We start from the raw sequence: 24,629 nt of genomic DNA on the forward strand, positions 1-24,629 counted from the left end.
CGCCGATTCTAGACCTTGCCTGACCGTTGGTCTGGAGCCTATAGTCTTGAACTGACCAACGGTCAGGAGGGATGGGCGGCATGACCGAGATTCTGGTGGTGGGGGCGAGCATCGCCGGGCAGACGCTGGCGTACTGGCTGGCCAGGCACGGGATGCGGGCCACGATCGTCGAGCGGGCACCCGGGTTGCGCACCGGCGGCAACGGGGTGGACCTGCGGGACGAGGCGACCGAGGTGGCCGAGCGGATGGGGATCATGCCCCGGGTCAGGGCCGCCGCGGCGGACGTGCGGGGCATGAAGTTCGTCGACGCCAAGGACCGGGCCGTGGCCCGCATGAACCTGAGCCGGAACGGCGAGATCGAGATCATGCGGGGCGACCTGGTGGCGCTGCTGCACGAGGTGGCCGAGCCGGAGGTGGAGTACGTCTTCGGCGACTCCGTCCGGTCGATGGAGGAGGACGGCGGCGGCGTCACGGTCTCGTTCGAGAACGGCTCGACGCGGCGGTTCGACCTGGTCGTCGGGGCCGACGGGCTGCACTCCTCGGTGCGGCGGCCGGCCTTCGGGCCCGAGGAGGGGGCCCTGCGGCACATGGGGCACTACTTCGCGTTCGCGAACGCGGACTCCGCGCTGGGGGAGGACCGGTGGGTGACGATGTTCAACCTGCCGGGCAAGATGGCGGGGCTCTACCGGTCGGGGAACCACGCCCAGGCGAAGGCGTACTTCATCTTCAGGTCGGAGCCGCTGGCGTACGACCACCGCGACGTCGGGCAGCACAGGACGCTGTTGCGGGGCGCGTTCGGCGACGAGACGTCCTGGCGGGTGCGCGAGCTGCTCGACGGGGCGCTCGCCGACCCCGACTTCTACTTCGACGCGCTGAGCCAGGTGCGGCTGCCCTCGTGGTCGTCGGGGCGGGTGGCGCTCGTGGGGGACGCCGCCTACTGCGCCTCCCCGGCGTCGGGAGCAGGGGCGGAGCTGGCCGTCGTGGGGGCGTACCGGCTGGCCGAGGCGCTCGCGGGCACCTCCGACCACCGGGTCGCCTTCCAGCGGTACGAGGCGGGGCACCGGGAGCTCGTCAAGGAGAAGCAGCAGATCGGGCCGAACGTCCGCATGATGGTGCCGAGAAGCCACCTGGGCATGTGGGCCAGGAACGGGCTGGCCCTGTCGATGGGGCTCCTCTCCAGGTGCGCCTAGCAGGCGTTCACAGGACGCGGGCCGCGAGCAGGGCCGCGAGCAGGGCCGCGAACACGAGGCGTGGCTGTGCCGGGGGAACCCGCCGGACGCCGGCCTGATCACGGCCGGTTGCGTGCCGTTCAGGTCCCTGACCTGCATGTCGGCCAGATTGGGTCACACGGGAGGCACAAGGGCGAAGTAGCGGTCGAGCATGCTCTTGTCGCCACGCACGTCGAGGCCGTCGGCCGGGATGCGATGCCAGAGGAACAGCATCAGGTCCGACGCGCTCCCGGCCAGCTCGACGTCGAACCGGCCGCCGTCCGGACCGAGCGAGAGCCGGACGTCCGGACCGAGCGAGAGCCGGACGTCCGGACCGAGCGAGAGCCGGACGTCCGGACCGAGCGAGAGCCGGACGTCCGGGCCGTCGAAGTGGACCGCCCAGTCGTCCTCGCCGTCCGTGCGCCGGAAGCGGAACCGCTCGCCCGCTCCGGCGGGCGCCTGCGTCCACTCCCGCCGCGCGGGCGCCATGACCTCGAACGTCTGCGTGACCGCGTCGGCCGCCACGTCCTCGGCGATCGGGCGCGGGACGCCGACGGCGTTCTCGGCGTCCCAGCGGTGCACGGCGGCCTCGATGGTCTGCATCCGCACCCAGAATCCGACGGTCTGCTCCTTCGACCACGTCCACGTGGGATCGCCCGCCGCGCGCTCGTCGAAGAGCGCCCCCAGCCGGGCCGCCCCCTCCTCGAACCAGTCGAGCACCTCGTCCAGGATCGGCCCGAGGTTGGGCGCGTTCTGCGGGTCGGGCCACCCCGTGAGGTCCGCAGGCAGCCCGGCGAAGGAGAGGTCGGAGGCGTCCGGTGGCCGGTCGAGCCGGTCGGTGATGATGCTGAACACGCTCCGGTGCACGGCGCCCAGGTGGATCAGCAGATCGGCGACCGACCAGCCGGGGCAGGACGGCACCGCGGGCGCGGCGCCGGCCGCCCGCCGGGCGGCCTCCTGGAATGCCCGGGTCTCCCGACGAAAGCGTGCAGCGGGTTCCATGCCACTCACTGTGCCTCAGCCGGGTGTTCCTTCTCCACCGGATTCGCCGGCGAAGGCCGTCCGACCGCGTGGGCGACGACCGCCGGGACCGGCGCGACGGCGGCCGCCCAGAACGCCGAGCGCCACACGCAAATGCCTATGCGCCCGAACGCAGGAACTCCAGCGCCAGAGGGCTAGCGACCTCCCTGAACTCCTCGAAGTACGCGTGCCGCGCTCCCTCGATCATCCGCAGCTCCGCCCCGGGGATGCGGCCGGCCAGCAGCGGGGCGTTGGCCGCCGGGTTGAACACGTCGTCGGTGCCGTGCACCACCAGCGTGGGCGCGGCGATGGAGGGCAGCGCGTCCCAGCTGTCGTGCCCGGCGCTGGCCGCCAGATGGCGGCGGCGCGCGTACGCGGGCATGGCCGGGTCGCCGGCCGTGCGGTACGGGCCCGGGTGCGTGGCCAGCCAGGCGGGCGTGTACATGAGCTCCAGCAGCGCCCGCTCGGCCGCCGCCCGGTCCGGCTGGGCCAGCGACCTGCGCACGTCGTTGTCCCGCTCGATCCCGTGCGCACCGCCCGGCGAGCTGCAGCCGAGCACCAGCGACCCGACCCGCCCGGGATGGTCGGCCGCCAGCCACTGGGCCACCCGCCCGCCCATCGACGTCCCGTACACGTGCGCCTTCGCCACGCCCAGCTCGTCGAGCACGGCCAGCACGTCGGCGGCGAACCCGCGGGTGGTGTACGGCTCGTCGGGTTTGTCGCTGCCGCCCGTGCCGCGGTAGTCGAAGGTGATGGTGCGGAACTCCTGCTCGAAGTCCGGGCGCACGGGATCCCACCAGCGGTGTTCGTTGGCCTGTCCCTGGAGGAGGACGAGGGGCTGCCCGCCGCCGCGGACCTGGTAGGACAGCTTGACGCCGTCCACGGCTGTCGCAAATGGCATGTTTAGCATCGTAGGGGTGTCCGGTGAGCGGGCTTGGCTCCGACGTACCTGGTGAGAGGCACACGAGAGAGGACTCGGTCACCATGAAGTACATGATCCTGTCGTACGGCACGCAGCGGGACTACGACGCCCTGACCGGCAAGGACGCCGAGGGGCAGCCCGCCTGGTCGCCGGAGGACGTGGCGGCGATGCACGGGTTCATGGAGGCGTTCAACAAGGAGCTGGAGGAGTCCGGCGAGCTGGTCGAGACTCGCGGCCTGGTCGCGCCCGTGCACACCAGGCGGGTCCAGCTCCGCGACGGCGTCCCGGTCGTGACGGACGGCCCGTACGCGGAGACGCAGGAGGTGCTCGCGGGCTACTGGATCGTCGAGTGCGACAGCTTCGACCGGGCGACCGAGCTCGCCGGCCGCCTGTCGAAGTGCCCGAGCCCCGGCGGCGTCTGGGACGGCGGCGTGGCCGACGTCCGGCCGATCGCCGAGGCCGTCGCGGAGCTGGAGTTCTGATCGACGGCATGGAGGCCGGGGACCTGCTGCGCGAACTGGCGCCGCAGGTCCTCGGCGCGCTGGTGCGGCGGTACGGGCATTTCGCCACGGCCGAGGACGCCGTCCAGGAGGCGCTGCTGGCGGCCGCCCTGCAGTGGCCGGAGGAGGGCGTGCCGGACAATCCGCGGGCGTGGCTGATCACCGTCGCCGCGCGGCGGCTGACCGACCTGCTGCGCAGCGAGCAGGCGCGCCTGCGCCGCGAGGACGCCGTGGCGGCCTGGACGCTGCCGGAGGACTGGCTGGCGCCCGCCGCCGACCAGCCGGTGTCCGGGGCGGACGACACCCTCGTCCTGCTGTTCATGTGCTGTCACCCGTCCTTGTCGCCGGCCGCGCAGATCGCGCTCACCCTGCGCGCGGTCGGCGGCCTGACGACGGCGGAGATCGCCCGCGCGTTCCTGGTGCCGGAGGGCACGATGACGCGCCGCATCACGCGGGCCAAGCAGCGCGTCAAGGACAGCGGCCTGCCGTTCGGGCTGCCCAGGGCGGAGGAGCGGGCCGAGCGCCTCGGCGTGGTGCTGCACGTGCTCTACCTGATCTTCAACGAGGGGTACGCCAGCACGTCGGGGCCCGAGCTGGTGCGCGCGGAGCTGTCGGCCGAGGCGATCCGGCTGGCCCGCATGGTGCACCGGCTGCTGCCCGACGGCCCCGAGGTGGCGGGGCTGCTCGCGCTCATGCTGCTCACCGACGCCCGGCGACCGGCGCGTACGGGCCCAGGCGGCGCGCTGATCCCGATGGCCGAGCAGGACCGCGGCAAGTGGCACGCCGGCCACATCGCCGAGGGCGTCGAACTGGTCACCTGGGCGCTCTCCCGCGGCACGCCGGGCCCCTACCAGCTCCAGGCGGCGATCGCGGCCCTGCACGACGAGGCGCCGAGCGCGGAGGAGACCGACTGGCCGCAGATCGTCGCGCTGTACGAGCTGCTGATGCGCATCGCCGGCAACCCCGTGGTGGAGCTCAACCACGCCGTCGCCGTGGCCATGGCGCGCGGCCCGCTCGCGGGGCTCCGCCTGCTCGAACCCCTCCAGGAGCGGCTGCCGGACGACCACCGGCTGCACGCGGTGCGCGGGCACCTGCTGGAGATGGCAGGCGACCACGCGGCCGCCCGCGAGTCCTACGAGGAGGCGGCCAGGCGTACGACCAGCTTCCCGCAGCAGCGCTACCTGCGTGGCAAGGCGGCGCGACTTTAGACTGTACGGCTTCAGCTCATTTCGCCTCGACGTACCATTCGCGGCCGAGCAGCCAGCCGAACACGGGGGCGGGGAGCCGCACGAGCACTCTCGCGACGGCGGACATCCGGCCGTTTCCGCTGATCTGGGAGTGGTGGGCGGCCAGTGCCCGCTGCTTCTGGGAGGCGTAGCGGCGCACGTCGATCCGGTGGGTGATGGCCCTGCCGGGGCTGTACGCCTTCGCCAGCTCGCGTTCGTCGTAGCGGAGCGGGATCCGGAGCAGGCGGATCAGGCGTACCAGGCGGACGGCGACGTCGCGCGGGGCCGTGGCCTCCAGCACGCGGGGCACCCCGGCCAGCTCGGCGGCCCGCTTGCCGACCTCGTGCACCTTGACGTGGTCGCGGTGGCCGTACCCGCCGTTGGGGTCGTAGCTGAGCAGCAGGTCCGCCTGCTCCTCGCGCAGGATCGCGGCGAGCCTGGCCGCGGCCTCCTCCGTGCTCGCGCGCACGAAGCGCATCCGGTCCGGCGGGTCGGGATACAGGTCCTTGCCGTGCCCGCTGTCGGCGTAACCCAGGTGCTCGACGCGTGCCACGCCCAGCACGGCGGCGGCGGTGCGCAGCTCGTCCATCCTTGTCGTGCCGCCCTCGGCGACGGACTTCATGACGCCGTCCGTCGCGACCACGACGATCACGCGGTGGCCCTCGGCGGCGGCGCGGGCGAGCGTGCCGCCGGTCAGGAGCACCTCGTCGTCCGGATGGGCGTGAAATGCCAGGAGTGTCGCCATAGCCGGACACCCTACCGTTCGTTAATGGAATTGACGGAGTGAGTACTCACTCCGTACCTTCGAAGGCATGACGAACCCCGCAGGCCGGCGCCGCGCGCCGGCGATGAGCCCGGAACAGCGCCGCGAGATGATCGTCAGGGCGGCGCTTCCGCTGGTGGTGGAGTACGGCACCTCCGTGACCACCGCCCAGGTCGCCCGCGCCGCGGGCATCGGCGAAGGCACGATCTTCCGGGCCTTCGGCGACAAGGAGACGCTGCTGGCCGCCTGCATGGCGGAGGCGGCGCGGCCCGACGACACGCTCGCCCACGTGGCGGCGATCACGCTGGACCTGCCGCTGGGGGAGCGGCTGGTCGAGGCCGCGGACGCGCTGCGCGGCTACCTGGCCCGGATGGGCGCCATGGCAGGTGCCCTGGCCGCCTCGGGCGGCCTGCGCCGCGACCCTCGCCTCCCGGGCGGCGCGCCCTCCGAAGAGAAGCCCGAAGGCGCACCTTCGGAAAGGGACCGCGAGGGATCGCCGGGGCGGGCCCTGTCGGGGCGGGAGGCGTCGATGGCGGCCACCCGCGACGTGCTGTCCGGGCTCTTCGAGCCGGAGAGCGACGACCTCAGGCTGCCCCCGGAGCGGCTGGCCGAGGCGTTCCAGTTCCTGATCCTGGCGTCCGGGCGGGGGACGTCGTCCCCGCTCACCTCGGTCGAGCTGGTCGACCTGTTCCTGCACGGCGCGCTGAAGGGCGGTGCGGCCGGGTGATCGACCTCTACGAGGACCTTCCGGCCCGCAGCCGCACGGCGGTGACGTACGCCCGTCTACGGCCGCCTGTCCGACCTGTACGGCCGCCGCCGGCTCCTGCTCGCCGGCCTGCTGGCCGACCACGTGGGGTGGCGCTGGGCGTTCCTGGTCAACCCGCCCCTCGGCGCGTCGGCGCCGCCATGATCGCCATGCGCGACGTCGCCGTCGCGGGGCCGGCCAAGGTCCCGGCCCGCGCCTGATGGCCCGCCGCGCCGCGGTCCGGAAATTCGTGTCGTGGCGGGGAATGTTCGGCCGGTGGGTGTGGTTACATAGATCGTGGCCGGTGTGTCCAGTGTCCCCGGGCCTCACCTATTGCCTTCGCGGAATACCGTTCGGCTGGAGCCGCGTTGTGCCTTTCGCCGAGAGGCGACCTGCACACCGGTTGCCATACGTCGAGCGCCCGCCCTCCCCGGAGAGCGGGCGCTCAGTACTTTCCGTAGTACGGGTCCGTGATGCCCCCAGGGGAGCTCAGCGCTTCCATGTCGAGCCCGGTCAGCCGGGCGCCCGCCTGGTAGGCGCTGTCCAGGAACTCCAGCACGGACGCGACCGGATCACCCATCGCCCGCACGTCGTCGTACCGGAGGATGGCCAGGTGGCTGCCCCGGGCGGGCAGCCACTCGGCCTCCAGGGGCCGCAGCGGCTCCATTTCCAGGCCCTTGGGCTCCGGTGCGGTGTAGGAGTAGAACGCCGGCCACGGCCGCTCCTTGTCACCGAACCAGAAGCCCGAGCTGATGACCTCCCAGCTGTACGCCTCCCGCGTGACCGGGTCGGTGTCGGGCGAGACCCGGACCATGCGCCCGGTGAAACGCGTCACTGCGATGTCGAACGTGTGCCAGAAGTGGTGCACCGGCGAGGTCTTGCCGGCGAAATCCGCCGCGAAGCGGTCGAGGAGCTGCACCACCTGCGACAGGATCCGCCAGTAGCGGTTGATCAGCACCGGGTCGTACCGGGCGTGCAGGGTGTCCTCGGCGAACGGCGTGTCGTCGCCCAGGTCGAACGGCACGGCCCAGATCTCCGGCCGGATCCCCAGGCCCGCGAGCGTGTCGAAGAGCCGGTCGTGGAACGAGGCCACCGACCGCCCGATCAGGCTGAACTCCGCGCTGCGTCCGTCGAGCACGTCCACCACCAGCCGGTGGCGCACCAGGTCGAAGTCGACGCTGAACAGCGGCTGCTCGCCCAGTCCGCCCATCGGCCGCGAGGTGAGCCCGCGGCCGGTCGGATGGAAGGGCACCTGCCACCAGTGGTTGCGCCGGTTGCTCGACGTCAACCGGATCTTCCCCACGATCTGCGCGAACCTGTGAAAGGTCTCCTTGGCCTCCGCCCACTCGGCGAGCGGCATGGCTGGGAACAGCTCCATGACACCAATGGTAACTACCGTACGTAATGGGACAGTTCCCAAGGGTCATGGGCGGAGAAGACTTCGACCCCGTGGTCGTGCGCGAGGGAGCGCAGGCGTTCCTGGCTGGACATGCGGCGCCCGGCATCGACCTGGGCGCTGACCTGCACGATGTCCATCAGCGGGTGCGACTGCGGCTCGCGGGCCAGTTCGCCGTGGTAGAAGTACGCGTCCCCGGCGTGCAGCAGCCAGCGCTCGCCGTCGTTGACCGCCACTCCGGCGTGCCCGCGCGTATGCCCGTCCAGCGGCACGAGCAGGAAGTCCTCGCCCAGCCCGGTCAGCGGGTGTACGCCGTCCACGCCCAGCCACCGGGTGCCCGTGCCCGGATAGGTCACCCATTTCGGCGCGTGGGCCCAGTGGCCAGGGCGGTAGCGGCGGTTCGGGGCCTGGGCGATCGCGTCCTCCAGTTCGACCTCCATGACGTGCACCTGCGCGTGCGGGAAGTCGGGCAGGCCGCCGCTGTGGTCCACGTCCAGGTGGGTCAGCACGATGTGCCGTACGTCGAGCGGGTCGTACCCGAGCGCGGCGACCTGCCGCACGGCCGTCTCGGCGGGCGAGAGCACCGGCTCGACGAGCTCCGTCCACTCGCGTTCCAGCATCTCCTCGGGCTTGGCCAGGTCGTCCAGGCCCAGCCCGGACTCGACCAGGACGAGCCCGGAGGCGGGCGTCTCGATCAGCAGCGCATGGCACACCACGGGGGCTGCCGGCTGTCCGTCCAGGGATTCGACCTCGCGCATGGACGCGAGGTTCAGGTGGTGAATTCGCATGGGCACTAGACTGCGACTTGAAGTGCGGTTCAAGTCAAGGAGCCAGGTCGTGGACGACACGTTGATCGACATAGGCGAGGTGGCCCGGCGGAGCGGGATGGCCGCGTCAGCGCTGCGATTCTACGAGCGCAAGGGGCTCATCGAGGCCGAAGGGCGCAACGGGCTGCGCCGCGCGTACCGTCCCGAGACGATGGAGCGCCTGGCGCTGATCGCGTGCGCCCGCGACGCGGGGTTCGCGCTGTCGGAGATCGCCGAGTTCCTGCGCGCCCGGCCGTCCGACGCGCGGCTGCGCGAGCGCATGGCGGCCAAGGAGCGCGAGGTGTCCGAGCGGGTCGCGCAGCTCACCCGGCTGCGTGACAGCCTGCGGCACGCGGTGGCCTGCGACCACGACCCGCTCGTGGAGTGTCCCGAGTTCAAGCAGGCCGTGCGCCGCGTGCCGCTGGGCTGAGCGCACTCCGTCAGCCCGGACTGACGTACTTCCTCGGTCGCAGGGCATGGGCGCGCAGCGCGGCCAGGGCCGCGAGCTGGCCGGAGCGGTCCATCCGCACCGCCAGGTCGTCGCTGAACGCCAGCCCCAGGGCGGTGAGCTGCGAGATCAGGTCGGCCACCGGCGCGGCGACGTCCTCCACGGTCGTGGTGGGATGCCAGCCCTCGCCGCCGACCACTTCCGCCACGCGCTCGCGCAGCTCCGTGGGCGACATCAGCGTGCCGTCGGCGATCAGCATCAGCGCGGCCTCGCGCGCCGATACCTGGAATTCGTGTTCTCCTCTCGCCAGCAGCAGCCGCGTGACCGCCGACCACATGGCCGACTTCGAGTTGAGCAGGCGCCGGCCGTAGTCGGTGATGGCCAGCTTCGAGCCGTCGCGGCTGATCGCGCCGAGCTCGCGCTCGGCCAGCTCGCGCAGCCTGAGTGCCTCGGGCGAGGGGGCCAGCCGCAGCGGCAGGCTCTCCCCGGAGGCGGCCAGGGTGAGCAGGCGGAGCAGCGGGGGCAGGGGCTGCGGGGTGATGGGCGCGTGCAGGCGCACCTCGAACGGCTGGGCCAGCTCGCGCCTGGCCGGGCCGCGCCCCAGCACCCAGCGGTTGAGGCGCTCGCCGTGCACCCGGTTGCGCCAGCTGTCGCCGCCCAGCTCGGAGCGGGGCTCGGTGAGCCAGCGGCGGGTCAGGGCGGCGCGGTCGACGGTCTCGCCGGCGACGATCGCCAGCTCCAGGGCGGCGGAGCAGGCGAGATGCGCGCCCAGCTCCTCGGGCCCCATGATCATGCTCCACTGGAGTTCGGGCACGTCGGGCGGGAGCACGCCCGTGGCTTCGAGCGCCTGCTGGTAGGCGCTGGTGCCGGCGTCCTCGCCCTCGCGGGCGTAGGTACGCAGGATCTGGAGGGTCGTGGGTGACACGCACAGAGCGGCGTACCGCTCCATCCCGCCGAGCTGGAGCAGCCGGCCGAGCGAACGTGCCAGGCGTTCGTGGTCGCCGCCCACCTTGAGCGGCAACGTGTACCAGAGGAACTCGCAGACGTCGAGCTGGGTCACCGTTTCCAGCGGCTCCCCAGCCGTCAGCCATTCGACGGCGGTCCTGGCCTCCTCGGCCAGCTCCGGCTGAGAGCGCTCCAACTCGGCGAGCAGGGCGGTGACATCCGGTGCACTCATGCCTCGAAGTTTGCCGTATCGACCCCTGGCCTGACGATGACCGAATCCGGTGCGTATTGGGTCTTGCACAGCGATAACCCTAAGAAACCACTATTGGGCGGACGGTAAGAAGATCATATCCACCGTTTCTCGAACAACATGCGGGCCTTCCACTCGGTGTACGGGATGAGTTCGGCGGACAGGATCGGGTGCAGCCACCAGAAGTTGATCAGCGCGAGCAGCGTGAACGCGCCGACCACGGCGGCCCCGACGGTCCGCCGTATCGGCATCGCCCCCGTGGCCGTCGGTTTCGACGACCCGATCAGCAGCCCGGCGCACAGCGTGATGGCCAGCACCATGAACGGCACCATCGGGATGGCGTAGAACAGGAACATCGTACGGTTGTCGGCGATGGCGAAGTAGACCCACGGCACCAGGCCCATGGTGTACGACAGCAGCACGGCCCCAGCCCGCCAGTCGCGCGAGGAGACGTACCACGCGATCAGGGCCACCAGCGCGGCCACCGCCCCGAACCAGATCACCGGCGTGCCCACGCCCAGCACGGCCTCGGAGCAGTCCTTGACGCCGCACGTGTTCTGCCGGCCCTCGTAGTAGAAGGCGACCGGGCGCAGCAGCAACGGCCACTGCCAGGGCTCGGACATGTACGGGTGGGAGGTCTCCAGCCCGCTGTGGAACGTGTAGACCTGCCACTGGTACTTGATCCACGACCGCATCGAGTCGAAGACGAAGAAGATCGGGTTGTCCGCGGAGGTCGCCTGGGCCCAGTTGCGCCCGTAGCCGGTCGCGTTGGCGAACCAGCCGACCCAGGTGGCCATGTAGGTGACGAACGGCACCAAGGCGAACGCCAGGAGCGCCTGCGGCACGTCCTTGTCGAACGCGCCGAGGTAAGGGTGCCGCAGCCCGACCGCCCGGCGGGCGCCGAAGTCCCACATCACGGACATGATCGCGAAGGCCACCGCGAACGCCAGCCCCGACCACTTGACCGACATCGCGAAGGCCAGGCAGACCCCGGCGGCGATCCGCCACCACCTGATCCCCAGCGAGGGGCCGTGCGGCGAGATCGGCGAGTTCTCGTACCAGGTCACGAGCCGTTCGCGGGCCTGGTCGCGGTCGACCACGAGGCAGGCGAACGCGGCCAGCACCCAGAACATCAGGAAGATGTCCAGCAGCGCCGTGCGCGAGAGCACGTAGTGCAGGCCGTCGAGGGCCAGCAGCAGGCCGGCGAAGCAGCCCAGCAGCGTCGACCGCGTCATCCGGCGGGCCACCCTGGCCAGGACGAGGATCGACAGCGACCCGATCAGCGCGGCGGCGAAGCGCCAGCCGAACGGGTTGAGCCCGAACAGCCACTCGCCCGCGCCGATCATCCACTTGCCCAGCGGGGGGTGGACCACGTAGGAGGCGCACTTGTCGAGGGCCTCGGACGTGCACGACTGCCAGATGTCGGTGTTGCCGGCGATGATCGCCTTGTCGGCGTCCTTGATCGTCGTCCGCTCGACACCCCAGGTGATCAGCGAGAACGCGTCCTTCATGTAGTACGTCTCATCGAACACCACGGCCTTGGGATGGCCCAGGTTGATGAAGCGCAGGACGGCGCCGAAGAGGGTGACCACCAGCGGGCCGATCCAGCCCCACAGGATGCTGCCGCGCATGGGCGGCACGACCCGATCGCGTACGGACATCGTCTTGGGAAGGCTGTCGCCGACCTCCGAGCTCTCGTTGGCCTGGTATGGGGAATCGGTCACCGCCATTCGGACATCGTACGGGCCGCAAGCCGATAGCAAACGCAGAAACACGGTTATTTGGGATGCCCTGCCACAATGGTCTGGTGACTGGAGACGGCAGGTTGGTGCTGGCAGGAGCCCCTATCGGCCAGGCGGGTGACGTCTCGCCGCGGCTGCGTGAGGTGCTGGGGAGCGCCGACGTGGTCGCCGCCGAGGACACCAGGCGGCTGCGCAGGCTCGCGACCGAGCTGGGCGTGGAGATCGCGGGCCGGGTGGTGTCCTATTACGACCAGAACGAGGTGGTCCGGGCCAAGGAGCTCCTGGAGACCCTGAAAGAGGGCCGCACGGTCGTGGTCATCACGGACGCGGGCATGCCGGGGGTCTCCGATCCCGGCTACCGCCTGACGCGCCTGGCGGTCGACGAGGGCATCACGGTCACCGCGCTGCCGGGGCCGAGCGCGGTCACCACCGCGCTGGCGGTGTCCGGGCTGGCCAGCGACCGGTTCTGCTTCGAGGGCTTCCCGCCGCGCAAGCCCGGCGAGCGGGCCCGCCGCCTGGCCGCCCTGGCGGGCGAGGAGCGCACGATGGTGTTCTTCGAGTCGCCGCGCCGGCTGGCGAGCTCGCTGGAGGCCATGGCCGCGGCGTTCGGCCCCGACCGGCAGGCCGCCGTGTGCCGCGAGCTGACCAAGACGTACGAGGAGGTACGCCGGGGCGGGCTCGGCGAGCTGGCCGAATGGGCGGCGAAGGAGGTCAAGGGCGAGATCACGCTCGTGGTCGCCGGACATGTCCCGGGCGAGGGCGAGCCGGACCTCGACGAGCTGGTCGCCGAGGTGGACCGCAGGGTCGCCGAGGGCACGCAGCGCAGGATCGCCGTCGCCGAGGTGGCCAAGGAGGCGGGCATCCCCAAACGCGAGCTGTATGACCTGGTTCACAGGAGATCCCCTACGCCATAGGGTGCGCATCGTGAGGAACTGGGGGGTTTCCGCTCAGCGACTGGTCCCGCCGATGCCGGGGACCCCCATGCTGGGCTGGGCCGGGCCGATCCTGGTCGCGCTCTTCGGCGGCCTCCTGCGGTTCATCAGGCTCGATGAGCCCAAGGCCGTCGTCTTCGACGAGACGTACTACGCCAAGGACGCGTACTCGCTCCTCACGCACGGCGTGGAGCGGACCATGCTCGGCGACGCCAAGAACCCGATCGCCGACGAGCGCCTCATCGCCGGCAACCTGGACATCTTCAAACAGTGCCCGCAGCCCGACGACTGCGCCTCGTTCGTGGCGCACCCGCCGCTGGGCAAGTGGATGATCGGCGTGGGCGAATGGCTGTTCGGGATGGACCCGTTCGGCTGGCGCTTCGCCGCCGCGCTGGTCGGCACGCTGTCGATCCTGATCATGGCCAGGGTGGCGCGCCGGATGACGCGGTCGACGCTGCTGGGCTGCCTGGCCGGGCTGCTGCTCTCGCTCGACGGCCTGCACCTGGTGCTGTCGCGCACGGCGCTGCTGGACATCTTCCTGATGTTCTGGGTGCTGGCCGGGTTCGCCTGCCTGGTGACCGACCGGGACTGGGCCCGGCAACGGCTGGCCGACCGGTACGAGTGCGGGCCGATCACCGAGCTGGGGGCGCGCCTGGGGCTGCGGCCGTGGCGGCTCGCGGCCGGGCTCTGCCTGGGGGCGGCGTGCGCGGTGAAGTGGTCGGGGGTCTTCTTCCTGATCGCGTTCGCGGTCATGAGCCTCATGTGGGACATGGGCGCCAGGCGGGCGCTGGGGCTGCGGCAGCCGTACCGGGCGGCGTTCTCGTACGACCTGCCGGGCGCGTTCGCGGCCATGGCGGTCGTGCCCGCCGTCGCCTTCGTGGCCTCGTGGACCGGGTGGTTCGCCAGCTCCGGCGGCTGGGGGCGCAACTGGGCGCAGGCGACCTCGTCCGGGCCCGTGTTCTTCGTGGTCGACTCGGTGCGGTCGTGGCTGCAGTACCAGCTGCAGGTGCTGGGCTATCACAGCAACCTGCACGAATATCACCCGTACATGTCCGAGCCGTGGCAGTGGCCGCTGCTGATCAGGCCGGTCTCGTTCCACTATCCGGCGGACCTGCCGCCGTCGGCGTGCGGGGCCGACAAGTGCTCACAGGCCGTGCTCGGGGTGGGCACCCCGGCCGTGTGGTACGCCGCCGTGCTGGCGCTGATCGGTCTCGTCGCCTGGTACGTGGCCACGCGCGACTGGCGGGCCGGGGCGGTGCTGCTGAGCGTCGCGGCCGGCTGGCTGCCGTGGTTCTACTACGCGTTCGCCGACAACCGGACGATGTACCTGTTCTACCTGATCCCCGTCGTGCCGTTCATGGTGCTGGCGCTCGTGCTGGTGGCGGGGCTGGTGCTGGGCAGGCAGGACGCCCCCGCGTCCCGGCGGGCGACCGGGGCCGCGGTGGTGGGGGCGTTCGCGCTCCTCGCGCTGATCAACTTCTGGTGGCTCTATCCGGTGCTGACCGCCGAGACGATCACACACGCAGAGTGGTGGGCTCGGATGCTGATGCGTTCTTGGGTGACCGCCGCGCCCAAGTGACGCCGCGGCGCAGCGTGATCGCCGCGGCGACGCAGGCCAGGGGGACGGCCGGGAGCACGTACCGGTAGTCGAACTCCGCCGTCGCCGCCGGGGCCAGCAGCAGGCCGACCGCGCCCAGCCACGGCAGGGCCACCGGGCCGCCGAACTTGCGCCACCTGACCGCGACGCCGTACAGGCCGATCAGCAGGATGCCGCCGAGCATGATGCCGCGCAGGTAGAAGACCTTCTGGTAGCCGCTCATGATGTCGGCCCACGGGTGCACGATCCGGGTCTCCGGCGGGCCCTGCTCGTAGCCGAACGCGTCGGTGTCGGTGCGGCCGCCCGCGTACGACGACCACTTCGGCAGCCGCTTGGGCTGGCCGCTCTCGTCCGGCTCGACGTACGGCTTGAACTCGTACATGCCGTAGGTGGAAGGGTCGGGGAACATCGGCCGGCCCCAGTGGAACGAGCGGAAGAAGTCACGGGTGACCACCTTCAGGTAGTCGCCGGGCTGCGAGAGGATCGCCCGCGTGGCGAACGCGCTGGCCGCGTCGTTGGTGATCTCGCTCCACTTCTTGTTGATGCCCCACCTGTGCAGCACCTCGCCGGTGCCGGTGCCGTCGCCGTTGCCCTGGCCCCACAGGTACCACTGCGCGTAGTCCTTGCGCTGGCTGACCGGGTCGTTGATGCACAGCAGGAGGAGCTGGACCTCCTTGTACTTGTCGATCTTCATCTTGTTGCAGTCGGCGAAGATGGCCGTGCGCATGTAGAGGATGAGACCGTCGCTGTTGGTCATCGCGAACTTGCCGTACGCGGAGGCGAACCAGCCCATGTACGCCATCACCGGCACCGCGCAGACCGTGATCACGGCGACGATCGGCCGCCAGCCGGTCCGCTTGACCAGCAGGTAGAGCACCACCAGCGCCAGGATCGGCAGGCCGATCGAGCGGGTCAGCCACGTCAGCGCCAGCAGCAGGCCGACGACCGCGCCCGCCTGCCACGACAGCCGCCGCTTCCACAGCACCAGCGTGATGACGCCCACCACGAGCAGCGTGAACATGGAGTCCGACATCACCATCTGCTCAAGCTGGATCTGGTACGCGTCCAGCAGCACCGGCGCCGCCGCCAGTGTGGCGCCCCACTTCGGCAGCCGGAACTTGATCCGCAGCAACGCGTAGATCAGGCAGGCCGTGGCCAGGCCCATCAGGTGCTGCGTGAAGATCACCAGCGCGAAGCTGTGGAACGGCTTGAGCAGCATCAGCCAGAAGCTGTAGCCGTCGGGCCTGATCGGGTGCGGCCGCGGGTGCAGCGCCACCGAGACGTACTCGTAGGAGTCGTTGAACCACATGGCCGGGCCGTAGCCGAGCATGGTGATGAGCCGCAGCACGGCGCCGACGCCGAAAACCGCGGCGAACACTCGATGCCGGCGCAAGAATGACAGCCAACGTGCTGCCCGGCCTGGGGCGGAGTGGTCCACAGGGGTAATCTCCGCGACGCTCACCATGCTGTAAAGAATGCCAGTCGTTTTTGGGTCTTGACCCGAGCACGGTTGGGCAGAGGGCATGATGGTTCACTGGAAGAGTCTTAACTGAAGGGTAGACACGTGGAACTGACGGTGGTCATGCCCTGCCTCAATGAGGCGGAGACCGTGGAAGTCTGTGTACGCAAGGCGCTGGCGTGCATGGAGGAGCACGGCATCGAGGGCGAGGTCCTGATCGCCGACAACGGCAGCACGGACGGCTCGCAACAGCTCGCCCGCGACGCCGGTGCCCGCGTGGTCCACGTCGACGAGAAGGGCTATGGCAACGCCCTCATGGGCGGGATCAGGGCGGCGCGCGGCAAATACGTCATCATGGGCGACGCCGACGACTCCTATGACTTCACCGCGCTGCTGCCGTTCGTCGAGCAGCTGCGCGACGGCGCCGACCTGGTGATGGGAAACCGGTTCAAGGGCGGCATCGCCCCGGGCGCCATGCCCCCGCTCCACCGCTACCTCGGCAACCCGGTGCTGTCGTTCGTCGGCCGGCTGTTCTTCCCCTCGGCCATCGGCGACTTCCACTGCGGGCTGCGCGGGTTCCGGCGCGACTCGATCCTCAATCTGCAGCTGCAGACGGGTGGCATGGAGTTCGCCTCCGAGATGGTGGTCCGCTCGACGCTGTCGGGCCTCGACGTGCGCGAGGTGCCCACCACGCTCTCGCCCGACGGCCGCTCCCGCCCGCCGCACCTGCGTTCGTGGCGCGACGGCTGGCGCCACCTGCGCTTCCTGCTGCTCTACAGCCCGAAGTGGCTGTTCTTCTACCCCGGCGTGCTGATGATGGTCGTCGGCATGATCGCCGGGACGGCGCTGACGTTCGGCCCGGTGGAGATCGGGGAGCTGGCGTTCGACGTCGACACCCTCGTCGGGTCGTCCGCCCTGGTCGTGATCGGCTTCCAGGCTGCCCTGTTCGCCGTGTTCACCAAGGTCTACGCGGCCGAGGAGGGCTTTTTGCCGGAGTCGCCGCGCATCCGGCGGCTGATCGACATCGTGAGCCTGGAGAAGGGGCTCGTGGTCGGCGGCCTGCTGGCGCTGGCCGGTCTGATCGGCCTGGTGATGTCCCTGGTCCACTGGCAGGTGCGCAGCTTCGGCGAGCTCGACCCGCGCGAGTCGCTGCGTATCGTCGTGCCCTCCGCGACCGCTCTGATCATGAGCTTCCAGACGATCTTCGCGGCGCTGTTCATCAGCATCCTCGGCATCCGCCGCACCCGCGAGAGCTCCATCGACGTGGCCGCCAAGGCCGCCGAGGAGGCCGCGGAGGCGGTTTCCCTCGAAGAGTCCAAGCGATAGCCGTTCCTCGCGGCGGGGTCCTTCCGGGCCCCGCCGACGCGGGGAAATCGGTCCGAGGGGGACAGGGAGCCCCGTAGGCTAAGGACTATGTCCCAGCACATCTTGACCGCCGTAGCGTGGCCGTACGCAAACGGCCCCCGCCACATCGGGCACGTCTCCGGGTTCGGCGTGCCGTCCGACGTCTTCAGCCGCTACCAGCGGATGGCGGGCAACAAGGTGCTGATGGTGTCCGGCACCGACGAGCACGGCACGCCCATCCAGGTGCAGGCCGACAAGGAGGGCGTGAGCGCCAGAGAGCTGGCCGACCGCTACAACCGCGTCATCGCCGAAGACCTGACCGGGCTCGGGCTCTCCTACGACCTGTTCACCAGGACGACGACGAAAAACCACTACGCCGTCACACAAGAGATCTTCAAGGGCCTCTACGACAACGGCTATATCTTCCCCAAGACCACGATGGGCGCCATCTCCCCGTCGACGGGCCGCACGCTGCCCGACCGCTACATCGAGGGCACCTGCCCCATCTGCGGCTACGACGGCGCGCGCGGCGACCAGTGCGACAACTGCGGCAACCAGCTCGACCCGATCCAGCTGGTCAACCCCAAGAGCCGCATCAACGGCGAGACGCCCGTGTTCGTCGAGACCGAGCACTTCATGCTCGACCTGCCCGCCTTCGCCGGGGTGCTCGGCTCCTACCTGCAGTCCAAGCAGGGCGAGTGGCGGCCCAACGTGCTGAAGTTCGCGCTCAACCTGCTCGGCGACCTGCAGCCGCGGGCGATCAGCCGCGACCTCGACTGGGGCGTGCCGATCCCGCTCGACGGCTGGCGCGACCAGCCCAACAAGCGGCTGTACGTGTGGTTCGACGCGGTGATCGGCTACCTGTCGGCCTCCATCGAGTGGGCCAGGCGCTCCGGCGACCCCGACGCGTGGCGCGAGTGGTGGCAGAACCCCGACGCCCGTGGCTACTACTTCATGGGCAAGGACAACATCGTCTTCCACGCCGAGATCTGGCCGGCGATGCTGTACGGCTACAGCGGGCAGGGCGGCCGCGACGGCACGCCGGGTTCGCTCGGCGCGCTGGAGGTGCCGTCCGAGGTGGTCTCCAGCGAGTTCCTGACCATGGAGGGCAAGAAGTTCTCCTCGTCCAGGCAAGTAGTAATTTACGTAAGAGATTTCCTGGCGCGTTACGACGCCGACGCCCTGCGCTACTACATCGCGGTGGCAGGTCCGGAAAATCAGGACACCGACTTCACCTGGCAGGAGTTCGTCAACCGCAACAACGGCGAGCTGGTCGCGGCCTGGGGAAACCTGGTCAACCGGTCGATCTCCATGGCGGCGAAGAACTTCGGGGCCGTGCCCGAGCCGGGCGACCTCACCGACGCCGACCGGGCGCTGCTGGAGCGCTCGCGCAACGCGTTCGCGCCGGTGGGCGCGGAGCTGAGCCGCTCGCGCTTCAAGAACGCGATCAACGAGGCGTTCGACGTGGTCCGCGAGGCCAACAAATACCTGGCCGAGCAGGAGCCGTGGAAGCTCAAGGACGACCCCGAGCGGCAGAAGTCGATCCTGCACGTCGCGCTCCAGGTCGTCGACGACGCCAAGACGATGCTCACGCCGTTCCTGCCCAGTTCGTCCAACAAGGTCTTCACCATGCTCGGCGGCCAGGGCGTGTGGTCGGGCATGCCGGAGATCCGCGAGGTCGACGAGGACGGCGGCACGCCCTACCCGGTGATCACCGGCGAGTACGACGGGGCGGCGGCCCGGTGGGAGCACCGGCCGATCAAGCCGGGCACCCCGCTCGCGCCGCCCGTGCCGCTGTTCAAGAAGCTCGACCCGAAGGTCGTGGACGAGGAGCTGGCCCGGCTGGGCGAGTGACCTCGTAGGCCCCGTAGTCCTTGAGGCTGATGGCGCCGGCGGTCTTCCTGACCGACTTCGCCATCAGCCCCCTCCACGGCAGATACGGCAGGAGCCGGTAGTTCTGGTTCATGAACCAGGCCATGAACCTGTTCTCCGGCACCATGAACTTGCTGACGCCCACGGCCGACTGCTGGCACCCCTCGGCGTAGGCGCGCACCTCCCGCTCGTAGCCGGCGAAGGCGGCGCGGTGGTCGCCCCCGGCTGCGGCCAGCTCGCCCGCCAGCACGTACGCGCTCACCATCGCCAGCCCGGTGCCCATGCCGGACAGCGGCGAGGCGCAGCACGCGGCGTCGCCCAGCAGCACCACCCGGCCGCGTGACCAGGAGTCCAGGCGGACCTGGCTGATCGAGTCGAAGTAGAAGTCGTCCGTCCGCCGCATCCTGCGCATCAGCTCCGGGACCTCCCAGCCGAGGCCTTCGTACGCCTGCTCCAGGAGCTCCTGCTGGCGGGCGACGTCGTGCCGGTCGTAGTCGAGCGGCGGCGAGCCGAACCAGAACACGGCCTTGGCCTCGGCGTTCCTCCTCGCGCTGTAGATCGCGACCATCCTGCCGGGAGCGTTGTAGGCGTGGCCGCTGTGGTCGAGCCCGAGGTAGTTGTCGATCGTGAACACCGCCGAGTAGAGGCCCAGGTACGACAGGTGGTCCCGCTCGGGGCCGAAGGCCAGGGAGCGCACGTTGGAGTGCAGGCCGTCCGCGCCCACCACGAGGTCGAAGCGCCTGGCCGGGCTCCGTTCGAAGGCGACCGTCACCCCGTCCGCGTCCTGGTCGACGGCCGTGATGGAGTCGCCGAAGATGTACTCGGTGTGGGGCTCGGTGGCGTCGTGGAGGATGCGGGCCAGGTCGCCGCGGAGGATCTCGACGTCGCCCGCGAACAGGTCGGCGGGCATGGCCACGAGCTTCTTGCCCGCCTCGTTCACGTTCCACATGGCGCCCATGTGGGTCTGCTCGCGTTCGACGGCGTCCAGGATGCCCATCTTGCGAAGGACGGTCAGGTGCGCGTCGCCGCGGAAGTCCACGGCGTAGCCGCCCTCACGGAGGGCGGGGGCGCGTTCGACGATGGTGGTGCGGTGGCCGTACCGGGTGAGCCAGAGGGCGAGCGCGGGGCCGGCGACGCTCGCGCCGGAGATCAGGATGTCCATGCCCCCGACCCTGCCGCCCCGGTCTCACCGCGCCCTCACCGGTCGCTCACCGGCCACTGCGGGCCCTGAGAGAGGGCGTCCTGAGCGCCGGTGACGGTGGCGATGGCATTCAGCGGTGACCGGTCGATGATCTCCTCGGGCACCGCGGCGAGGGCCAGCGCCTCCCGGTGCGAGAGCCGCGCGCCCGCCCGCCGGGCCCGCGCGTAGGCCGCTTCGCCCAGCGCCGCCCGTACCCGCGCCGCGACCTCGGGCTCCTGGGGAAGCTCGATGCCCCGCATGGCGACGGCGGCCCCCAGCAGGGTGGCCGCCGGCTCGGCGCCGTCGTCACCGAACGCCAGCGCGGCCAGCGCCTCGAACGCCCGGGCGCTCTCGGGCAGCGCGCCCGACTCGACCGCCCCCGCCACCGCCCGCTGGTAGGACTCTCTGGCCGCCTTCCGATCCCCTTCGGCCTCGGCCACCCGGCCCAGGCCGACGTGGAGCCGGACCAGGTTCCCCGCCGATTTGACCCAGCCGGGGTCCGACTGCCGCAGCGCCCGCTCGTACAGCTCCCGCGCCCGTGCCAGGTCGCCTTCCGCGACGGCCACGTCACCGAGCCCGCGCAGCGCAGAGGCCAGGTACGTCGGCAGGCCCGCCCGTCCCGCCAGCTCGGCGGCCCGCTCGTAGTCGGCCCGCGCCCCGGCCGGATCCGTCCCGATGCGGTGATCGCCCCGGTTGCACAGCAGATCGGGCAGATCTTCTTCGGCCCCGAGCTGCGCGGCCAGTGCGATCGCCTCCTCCACGCGCGCCACGGCCGTCGCGTCGTCGCCGCAGTTGCCCGCCAGCCACGAGAGCCCGTCCAGGGCCAGCGCCATGCCCCAGCGGTCGCCGAGTTCCCTGAACTGGTCGAGCGCCACCGTCAGATCGGCCTCCGCCGAGGCGAACTCCCCGGCGGCCATCTGCGGATAGGCCCAGACGAACCGGGCTATCGCCTGCTCCCAGGGGTCTCCGTCCCGCGCGGCCCGCCGCAGCACCGTGAGCGCCACCGTCGGATCGATCGAGCCCGCCGTGATCATCGGCCACAGGAACGTGACGAGCGGGTAGCGCCGCGCCCCGGAACCGTCGGTGACCATCGTCCCGGCCCAGCTCTTGTGGCTCTCCCAGGCGTCCCTGCCGGTGCTCCCGGCCAGCGCGGACAGCAGGCACAGCACATACGCCTCGCCCAGCTCCGGATCCGGCGCGGGACCCGCCGCCTCCAGCAGCGCCACCGCCGGGCCGGTCGCGGCGGCGCGCATGCCGCGCATCCACAGGTACGACGACTGGGCCGCCAGCAGCCGCATGCCGAGCGTCACCTCTCCCGAGTCCGCCGCCCAGCGCAGCGCCGCCTGCAGGTTGTCGTGCTCGGCGGCGAGCAGGTCGAGGTGGCGGAGCTGGTCGGCGCCGCGCAGGTGCGGGTCCGACCGCTCGGCCAGGTCGAGGAAGTACGCGGCGTGCGCTCGCCGTACGGTGTGCGCCTCGTCGGCGAGCTGCTCGGCGCAGAACGCGCGGATGGTCTCCAACATGCGATAACGGCCTTCACCCGCTTGGCCCGCTTGGCCCGCCTGGCCCGCTTGGCTTGCTTGGGTCGCTTGGAGGAGCGACTTGTCGGCCAGGGAGTCCAGCAGGTCCTCGGCGTCCGGCAGCCCGCACACCTCGGCGGCGGCCCGGGCCGTGGCGCCGCCGGAGAAGACGGTCAGCCGTCCGGCCATGGCCTTCTCCCGGTCGGTGAGCAGCTCCCAGCTCCACGCGACGACCGCGCGCAGGGTCTGGTGCCGGGGGTCGGCCGTCCGGCTGCCTCGCGACAGCAGGCTGAACCGATCCTGGTCGGCCAGCCGCACGGCCAGCTCCTGGGCCCCGTGCGTACGCATGCGGGCGGCGGCGAGCTCGATGGCCAGGGGGAGTCCGTCGAGCGCCGCGCAGATCCGCTCGACCGACTCGTCAGGGGTGAAACCCGGGCGCGCGGCGGCGGCCCGGTCGGTGAAGAGCCGGACGGCGTCCGGCGGGGTGAGCGGGTGCACCGGCCAGAGGTGCTCGGCCGTGATGGCCAGCGGCTCGCGGCTGGTGGCGAGGACGCGAAGGTCTGGGCAGGCGGAGAGCAGGCGTTCGGCGAGCTCGGCGGCGTCGTGGACGACGTGCTCGCAGTTGTCGAGGACCAGCAGCATCGGCCGCCCGGCCAGCGCGGCGACCAGCCGGTCCGCCGGGGCGGACCGGCCTCCCGGGCCGATGGCGTGGCCGGCCAGCAGGCCGCTCTCCCGCACGCCGAGCACGCCGAGCACGACCTGCGCGAGATCCACCCCCACCGCCGTCGCACCCGCACGGACCGCGCGGGAACTCCCGGCACCGTCACCACCCGCCACGCTGCCACGTGCCGCTCCGTCAGCCGGCCCGCCGCCCACCGAGGCCAGCTCGACCAGCACCACCTCGACCGGCTCCCGATCGTCGGCCCGGGGTGCCTCGGCGATCGACCGGGCGACCTCGATCGCCAGCCGGGTCTTGCCCGCGCCGCCCGGCCCCAGCAACGTCACCAGGCGCGCGGAGCCGAGCAGCGCCGACACCGCCGCCACGTCGCCGTCCCGCCCGACGAAGCTCGTCAGCCGGGCGGGCAACGTGCGCCGCACGGAAGATGGAAGGACCGGCGGCCCGCCCTCTCCACGCAGCAGGCGGCCGTGCAGGTCGGCCAGCTCGGACGACGGGTCCGTGCCCAGCTCGTCCGCCAGCAGCCGCCGGGTGTCCTCGAACACCACCAGCGCCTCGGCGGGCCGTCCGTCCGCCCGCAGGGCACGCATGAGCTGCCCGCGCAGCCGTTCCCGCAGCGGGTGCCGCTCGATCAGCTCGCCCAGCTCCGCCACGACCTCCCGGTGGGCACCGCGCCGCAGGTCAGCCTCGACCCGATCCTCCAGCGCGGCCAGCCGCCGCTCCTCCAGGAAGGCCCCGTGTTCCGGGTCCAGGTCCGCGACCGCCGGCCCCCGCCACAGCGCCAGGGCCTCCCGCAGCAGCCCGGCGGCCCGGACGGGATCCCCGCCGTCCTCGAAGGCGTCCCGGCCGGCGTCGGCGAGCCGCAGGAACCGGTGGGCGTCGATGTCGTCGGGCGCCGCGAGCAGCCGGTAACCGATCTCGGTCAGCTCGATCGAGACCCCGTCCCGCCGGAGCCGGGACACCTGCGAGTGCAGGGCGTGCACCGCGTCGCCATGGGCCCGATCTCCGTACAGGACGTCGACGAGCCGATCCCGGGTGACCACCTCCCCGGGGCGGAGCAGCAGCAGCGCCAGCAGCGCCCGCCGGGCGGGGCCGCCGAGCGGCACCTCGCCCCCGTCCGCGCGCCAGGCCATGGTGCTGCCGAGGATGCCGAACCGCATGGACGCTACTTTAGGACTCGTGACCAAGCTTCCCGCCGCTCCAGAGCCGCTTTCGGCACCTGTGTTCGACAGCCACTGCCACCTCGACATCATGGTCGGCAACAGGCAGGCGTCATCCGGCGATCCGGTGGCGCAGGCCGCGCAGGCGTCGGAGGCCAGTGTTCGGAGCATTCTCGAGGACTCCCGGGCGGTCGGGGTGACGCGGCTGGTCACCATCGGCTACGACCTGAGGTCCTCGCGGTGGAACGCCGAGGTGGCCGCCGAGCAGGAGGGCGTGTACGCCGGGGTGGCCATCCACCCGAACGAGGCCCACGAGGCCACGCCGGAGGTCCTGGCCGAGATCGAGAGCCTCGCGGGGCGGCCGGACGTGCGGGCGGTGGGGGAGACCGGGCTCGACTACTTCCGCGACTGGGCGAGCAAGGAAGATCAGCACGCGAGCTTCCGCGCGCACATCGAGATCGCCAGGCGCACCGGCAAGGCCCTGGTCATCCATGACCGCGACGCGCATGACGACGTGCTGAGGGTGCTGGCCGAGGAGGGCGCGCCGGACAAGGTCGTCTTCCACAGCTTCTCCGGCGACGCCGAAATGGCGAAAAAGTGTGTCGAAGCCGGATATTTCATGTCTTTCTCCGGCCCGGTGACGTACAAGAACGCCGCCTACCTGCGTGAGGCCGCCCAGACGGCGCCCCAGGAGCTCATGCTCGTCGAGACCGACGCCCCGTACCTGCCGCCGGTCCCGCACCGCGGCAAGCCCAACGCCCCGTACCTCATTCCCATTACTTTGCGTTGCCTGGCGGAGGTCAAAGGGGTCCATCCTGATCAGTTGTGCGAGGCGATCAGTGCCAACGGAGTCACAGTCTTCGGCGAGTGGTGACCATCTTTTGATGAACCCGCGGATGGGCGGACGGGTGCGGCACTAAC

Annotated in this window: 20 protein-coding genes; 10 read left to right on the forward strand and 10 right to left on the reverse strand. The window is 71.2% G+C overall.

The window, feature by feature from the left end:
- The first annotated feature begins 80 nt into the window (after nt 1–80).
- Complete coding sequence (locus tag ACIBQ1_RS10455; RefSeq protein WP_397276245.1) at nt 81–1,190, forward strand: FAD-dependent monooxygenase; 1,110 nt, start codon at nt 81–83, stop codon at nt 1,188–1,190.
- Nucleotides 1,191–1,343: 153 nt separating this feature from the next.
- On the opposite strand, the gene ACIBQ1_RS10460 is transcribed toward ACIBQ1_RS10455, so the two are convergent.
- Together ACIBQ1_RS10460 and ACIBQ1_RS10465 are read right to left on the reverse strand one after the other, a co-directional pair.
- On the reverse strand, nt 1,344–2,210 hold the full coding sequence (locus tag ACIBQ1_RS10460) for a maleylpyruvate isomerase family mycothiol-dependent enzyme (protein WP_397276247.1): 867 nt from the start codon (nt 2,208–2,210) through the stop codon (nt 1,344–1,346).
- 136 nt (nt 2,211–2,346) lie between these two features.
- Entirely contained in the window at nt 2,347–3,129 is a 783-nt protein-coding gene (locus ACIBQ1_RS10465; RefSeq protein ID WP_397276248.1) for an alpha/beta fold hydrolase, read from the reverse strand.
- 83 nt (nt 3,130–3,212) lie between these two features.
- On the opposite strand from ACIBQ1_RS10465, the gene ACIBQ1_RS10470 reads away from it, so the two are divergent.
- A complete protein-coding gene (locus ACIBQ1_RS10470) occupies nt 3,213–3,632 on the forward strand; it encodes a YciI family protein (protein WP_397276250.1) in 420 nt (139 codons plus the stop codon).
- A gap of 8 nt (nt 3,633–3,640) precedes the next feature.
- Entirely contained in the window at nt 3,641–4,858 is a 1,218-nt protein-coding gene (locus ACIBQ1_RS10475) for an RNA polymerase sigma factor (RefSeq protein WP_397276251.1), read from the forward strand.
- A gap of 16 nt (nt 4,859–4,874) precedes the next feature.
- Here ACIBQ1_RS10475 and ACIBQ1_RS10480 read toward each other — a convergent pair whose 3' ends face one another.
- Nucleotides 4,875–5,621 carry a PIG-L deacetylase family protein gene (locus ACIBQ1_RS10480; RefSeq protein WP_397276253.1) on the reverse strand — a complete coding sequence of 249 codons (747 nt, stop codon included), beginning with the start codon at nt 5,619–5,621 and terminating at the stop codon, nt 4,875–4,877.
- Nucleotides 5,622–5,688: 67 nt separating this feature from the next.
- On the opposite strand from ACIBQ1_RS10480, the gene ACIBQ1_RS10485 reads away from it, so the two are divergent.
- Nucleotides 5,689–6,366: a TetR/AcrR family transcriptional regulator gene (locus tag ACIBQ1_RS10485; RefSeq protein WP_397276255.1), complete on the forward strand. Its 678-nt coding sequence runs from the start codon at nt 5,689–5,691 to the stop codon at nt 6,364–6,366.
- Between the two features lie 463 nt (nt 6,367–6,829).
- On the opposite strand, the gene ACIBQ1_RS10490 is transcribed toward ACIBQ1_RS10485, so the two are convergent.
- Complete coding sequence (locus tag ACIBQ1_RS10490) at nt 6,830–7,762, reverse strand: DUF5996 family protein (protein WP_397276256.1); 933 nt, start codon at nt 7,760–7,762, stop codon at nt 6,830–6,832.
- Nucleotides 7,763–7,776: 14 nt separating this feature from the next.
- A complete protein-coding gene (locus ACIBQ1_RS10495; protein WP_397276258.1) occupies nt 7,777–8,568 on the reverse strand; it encodes an MBL fold metallo-hydrolase in 792 nt (263 codons plus the stop codon).
- Nucleotides 8,569–8,617: 49 nt separating this feature from the next.
- Here ACIBQ1_RS10495 and ACIBQ1_RS10500 point away from each other — a divergent pair, with 49 nt between their 5' ends.
- Complete coding sequence (locus tag ACIBQ1_RS10500) at nt 8,618–9,016, forward strand: MerR family transcriptional regulator (protein ID WP_397276260.1); 399 nt, start codon at nt 8,618–8,620, stop codon at nt 9,014–9,016.
- Between the two features lie 10 nt (nt 9,017–9,026).
- Here ACIBQ1_RS10500 and ACIBQ1_RS10505 read toward each other — a convergent pair whose 3' ends face one another.
- Together ACIBQ1_RS10505 and ACIBQ1_RS10510 are read right to left on the reverse strand one after the other, a co-directional pair.
- Entirely contained in the window at nt 9,027–10,211 is a 1,185-nt protein-coding gene (locus tag ACIBQ1_RS10505; protein WP_397276261.1) for a hypothetical protein, read from the reverse strand.
- Between the two features lie 113 nt (nt 10,212–10,324).
- Nucleotides 10,325–11,959 (reverse strand): dolichyl-phosphate-mannose--protein mannosyltransferase, encoded by a 1,635-nt coding sequence (locus tag ACIBQ1_RS10510; RefSeq protein WP_397276263.1) that lies wholly within the window; start codon nt 11,957–11,959, stop codon nt 10,325–10,327.
- 56 nt (nt 11,960–12,015) lie between these two features.
- Here ACIBQ1_RS10510 and rsmI point away from each other — a divergent pair, with 56 nt between their 5' ends.
- Nucleotides 12,016–12,885, forward strand: coding sequence for a 16S rRNA (cytidine(1402)-2'-O)-methyltransferase (gene rsmI / locus ACIBQ1_RS10515; protein ID WP_397276265.1), 870 nt, complete (start codon nt 12,016–12,018; stop codon nt 12,883–12,885).
- A 10-nt stretch (nt 12,886–12,895) separates the two neighbouring features.
- Nucleotides 12,896–14,482, forward strand: a complete 1,587-nt coding sequence (locus ACIBQ1_RS10520) for a dolichyl-phosphate-mannose--protein mannosyltransferase (RefSeq protein WP_397276267.1) — start codon at nt 12,896–12,898, stop codon at nt 14,480–14,482.
- Here the strand turns inward: ACIBQ1_RS10520 and ACIBQ1_RS10525 are convergent.
- Nucleotides 14,418–15,893 carry a hypothetical protein gene (locus ACIBQ1_RS10525; RefSeq protein WP_397276268.1) on the reverse strand — a complete coding sequence of 492 codons (1,476 nt, stop codon included), beginning with the start codon at nt 15,891–15,893 and terminating at the stop codon, nt 14,418–14,420. The genes ACIBQ1_RS10520 and ACIBQ1_RS10525 overlap by 65 nt on opposite strands.
- 171 nt (nt 15,894–16,064) lie before the next feature.
- On the opposite strand from ACIBQ1_RS10525, the gene ACIBQ1_RS10530 reads away from it, so the two are divergent.
- Together ACIBQ1_RS10530 and metG are read left to right on the forward strand one after the other, a co-directional pair.
- The gene (locus ACIBQ1_RS10530) at nt 16,065–17,285 is read left to right on the forward strand and encodes a glycosyltransferase family 2 protein (protein ID WP_397276270.1); all 1,221 of its coding nucleotides are present in this window, start codon (nt 16,065–16,067) and stop codon (nt 17,283–17,285) included.
- 87 nt (nt 17,286–17,372) lie between these two features.
- The gene (gene metG, locus ACIBQ1_RS10535; RefSeq protein WP_397276272.1) at nt 17,373–19,157 is read left to right on the forward strand and encodes a methionine--tRNA ligase; all 1,785 of its coding nucleotides are present in this window, start codon (nt 17,373–17,375) and stop codon (nt 19,155–19,157) included.
- Here the strand turns inward: metG and ACIBQ1_RS10540 are convergent.
- A complete protein-coding gene (locus tag ACIBQ1_RS10540) occupies nt 19,102–20,337 on the reverse strand; it encodes an FAD-dependent monooxygenase (RefSeq protein WP_397276274.1) in 1,236 nt (411 codons plus the stop codon). The genes metG and ACIBQ1_RS10540 overlap by 56 nt on opposite strands.
- 35 nt (nt 20,338–20,372) lie before the next feature.
- On the reverse strand, nt 20,373–23,708 hold the full coding sequence (locus ACIBQ1_RS10545; protein WP_397276277.1) for a BTAD domain-containing putative transcriptional regulator: 3,336 nt from the start codon (nt 23,706–23,708) through the stop codon (nt 20,373–20,375).
- Here ACIBQ1_RS10545 and ACIBQ1_RS10550 point away from each other — a divergent pair.
- Entirely contained in the window at nt 23,707–24,582 is an 876-nt protein-coding gene (locus tag ACIBQ1_RS10550; protein WP_397276279.1) for a TatD family hydrolase, read from the forward strand. The two genes, ACIBQ1_RS10545 and ACIBQ1_RS10550, sit on opposite strands and share 2 nt — an antisense overlap.
- Nucleotides 24,583–24,629: the final 47 nt, after the last annotated feature.

Source organism: Nonomuraea sp. NPDC050153 (assembly GCF_044460125.1).
Classification (GTDB): Bacteria; Actinomycetota; Actinomycetes; order Streptosporangiales; family Streptosporangiaceae; genus Nonomuraea.